This is a genomic window from uncultured Mycobacterium sp. (assembly GCF_964249325.1).
Taxonomy (GTDB): Bacteria; Actinomycetota; Actinomycetes; order Mycobacteriales; family Mycobacteriaceae; genus Mycobacterium.
Genome location: NZ_CAXUCH010000389.1, coordinates 1 through 2,509 on the forward strand (window position 1 = coordinate 1; position 2,509 = coordinate 2,509).

At 68.4% G+C, this 2,509-nt stretch carries 4 protein-coding genes; 2 read left to right on the forward strand and 2 right to left on the reverse strand.

What is annotated here, in order from left to right; translation table 11 throughout:
* Positions 1-126: 126 nt before the first annotated feature.
* On the forward strand, positions 127-537 hold the full coding sequence (locus tag ACFE99_RS24900; RefSeq protein ID WP_375489520.1) for a nitroreductase family deazaflavin-dependent oxidoreductase: 411 nt from the start codon (positions 127-129) through the stop codon (positions 535-537).
* A gap of 15 nt (positions 538-552) precedes the next feature.
* Here the strand turns inward: ACFE99_RS24900 and ACFE99_RS24905 are convergent, their stop codons facing one another.
* A complete protein-coding gene (locus ACFE99_RS24905) occupies positions 553-954 on the reverse strand; it encodes an SRPBCC family protein (RefSeq protein WP_375489522.1) in 402 nt (133 codons plus the stop codon).
* A gap of 82 nt (positions 955-1,036) precedes the next feature.
* Between ACFE99_RS24905 and ACFE99_RS24910 the strand changes: the two genes are divergently transcribed.
* Complete coding sequence (locus ACFE99_RS24910) at positions 1,037-1,966, forward strand: helix-turn-helix domain-containing protein (RefSeq protein WP_375489524.1); 930 nt, start codon at positions 1,037-1,039, stop codon at positions 1,964-1,966.
* Here the strand turns inward: ACFE99_RS24910 and nadC are convergent.
* Positions 1,859-2,509, reverse strand: a 651-nt coding sequence (gene nadC / locus ACFE99_RS24915) for a carboxylating nicotinate-nucleotide diphosphorylase (protein ID WP_375489526.1), incomplete at its 5' end; no start/stop codon positions are given. The two genes, ACFE99_RS24910 and nadC, sit on opposite strands and share 108 nt — an antisense overlap.

The following is a 2,509-nucleotide window of genomic DNA, read 5'->3' on the forward strand; positions in this document are numbered from 1 at the left end:
CGGCAACGCCGCGCGCAGCCGGGCAGCCGACAGCTGCGCGCCGCGTAGGTCGATGCGGGCCATCACGTTCACGCTGACCATTGTCCCAGGCAGTTCAAATGGATATCGGACCGGTACAGTGACCGCATGTCCGCACAGGATCATCCCAACAGTGCTCCAGGCGTCCCGATGATGTTCCCGCCATGGTTTGAACGGTGGCAGGTCAAGTACATGAACCCGGCCATCAAGCCTTTTGCGCGTTATCTGCCCGGTGCGGCGCTCATCAAACACCGTGGCCGCAAGTCCGGCAAACCCTACGAGACGATCGTGACCGCCTACCGCAAGGGCAACTTACTGGCGATTGTGCTCGGCCATGGCAAAACCGACTGGGTGAAAAACGTGCTGGCCGCCGGGGAGGCCGACGTGCAATTCCTGCGGCGATCAGTACACATCACCAATCCGCGGATCTTGCCTGCCGGCACCGGTGGGCAGGAGCTGCCGTGGCTGGCCCGGATGCAGGCGCGCCGCCTGGGCATCTTTGTCGCCGACATCGCTTGAGAGGCCTGGGCCCGACTAGTCCTTCTCGAGTGTGCGCTTGATAATCGGGGCGGCCTGCTCCATCGCGGCGCGCAGCGGCTCGGCCAACTCGTCGGGCAGCACGTCACGCGTCCAGAGGATGCGGCAGCGTTCCGCGCCGTCGGGCATGATCTGCATGACCGTGTTGTCGTGCGCGGGTCGCACGGCGTCGCCGGTCAGCGAGTAGACGATCCGGCGGCTGGCCTCGTCGCGGGCGACCAGACGCTCGCGGGCCACAGTGCCCTTCGCGAACGTCACCACCCGGAGGTCGCCGTTCGCCTGCGACGACACCACATGGCCGCGGGCCATCGCTACCGGGCCATTCGCCCAGTCGCCAATCACCTGCCATACCCGGTCGGCGTCGACGTCGATCTCGAACTGAATCTGTATTGATGCCATAGCGGCAGCCTGCCGACGGGAGGCGGCCGGGTCTTGACGATTCTTGCCGACACTTGTCGTAGCCACGGGCTACTCTCGCGCCGTGCTGTCCGCGGTCACCCTCGTCGTCCGGCCGCAGTTCAGCCTGCATCGCTGGGGTTGCCGGCCGGAGCGGGCGGGCTGGTCGCCGGTTGAGCGTCCGACCGGCGCCCGGCTGGTATTGGTGCGCTCGGGCCGGTTTCGGCGGCGCGGTGCCGACGGTCCGGTGGACCTGGACCCGACGCTCGGCTACATCGGCATGCCAGGCGAAGAGGAGCACTTCGCGCACCCTCACGGCGGCGACCGGTGTACGTCGGTCCAACTGAGCGACGCGTCCTGGTGGCAACTCGTCGGCGAGCCCGGGCGGGTTCACTCGACGGTGTATGTCGACGCTCGGACGGAACTCGCGCATCGGCGGCTGTTGAGTGCTGCCCAGTCTGACATCGACTATCTGCTTGCCGAGCAATTACTGGACCTGGTGGCGGGCGCGCTGCACCGCGCAGCCCGGCGCCGCACACCGGTGGCTGACCGGCCAGTGCCCGCTGATCAGCTCCTCGTGGAGCGGGCCCGGGCGGCGATCCACGATGACCACCCGGCGGCGCGCGGGCTGTTCCCGCTGGCAGAGCTGCTTGGCACGTCGCCCTACCGGTTGAGCAGGGCATTCCCCAGGGAGTTGGGCGTGTCGCTGACCACGTATCGCAACCGGGTAAGGGTCAGCCGGGCGCTTGATCAGTTGCACCGCGACACGGCAACGCTGGCCGACATCGCCGCGTCGCTCGGCTTCGCGGACCAGGCGCATTTCACCCGCGTTGTCCGCGAGCATGTCGGCTGCACCCCGGCCGTGCTGCGTCGCGAATTGTGCACTCTCGCGGCGTCCGGCAGCCGCTTAAAGGTCCAACCCGATGTCCAGCACCCGGGCCGAGTGGGTGAGCGCACCCACCGCCAGGTAGTCGACTCCGGTGCCGGCGTACGCCGCAGCGTTGTCAAGGGTTAGTCCCCCTGACGATTCGAGCTTGGTTGCCGGAGCCCGCGCGTCGCGGCGCTGCACGGCGATCTGGGTCTGCCACACCGGGAAATTGTCCAGCAGCACCAACTCCGGCTGTTCCGCCAGCACCTCGTCGAGTTGTTCCAGCGAATCCACCTCGACTTCGCAGGGCAGATCCGGTGCCGCCGTGCGCACCGCCCGCAGCGCGGCTACCACCGATCCCGCCGCCGCGACGTGGTTGTCCTTGATCAGTGCGGCATCACCCAGGCCCATCCGGTGGTTGACGCCCCCGCCGACGCGAACCGCGTACTTCTGGAGCGCCCGCAGGCCGGGCAGCGTCTTGCGGGTGTCGCGGATCAGCGCCTTGGTGCCTTGCACGGCGTCGACCCACGCCGCGGTCGCAGTGGCGATGCCGGATAGGTGGCACAGCAGATTCAGCATGGTGCGTTCCGCGGTCAACAGGCCGCGGGTCGGCGCCTCGAGCGTCAGCAGCGGCGCGCCCGGCTGCAGCCGGGCGCCGTCGCCGACGCGGTCGAGTACCCGGTACTGGCC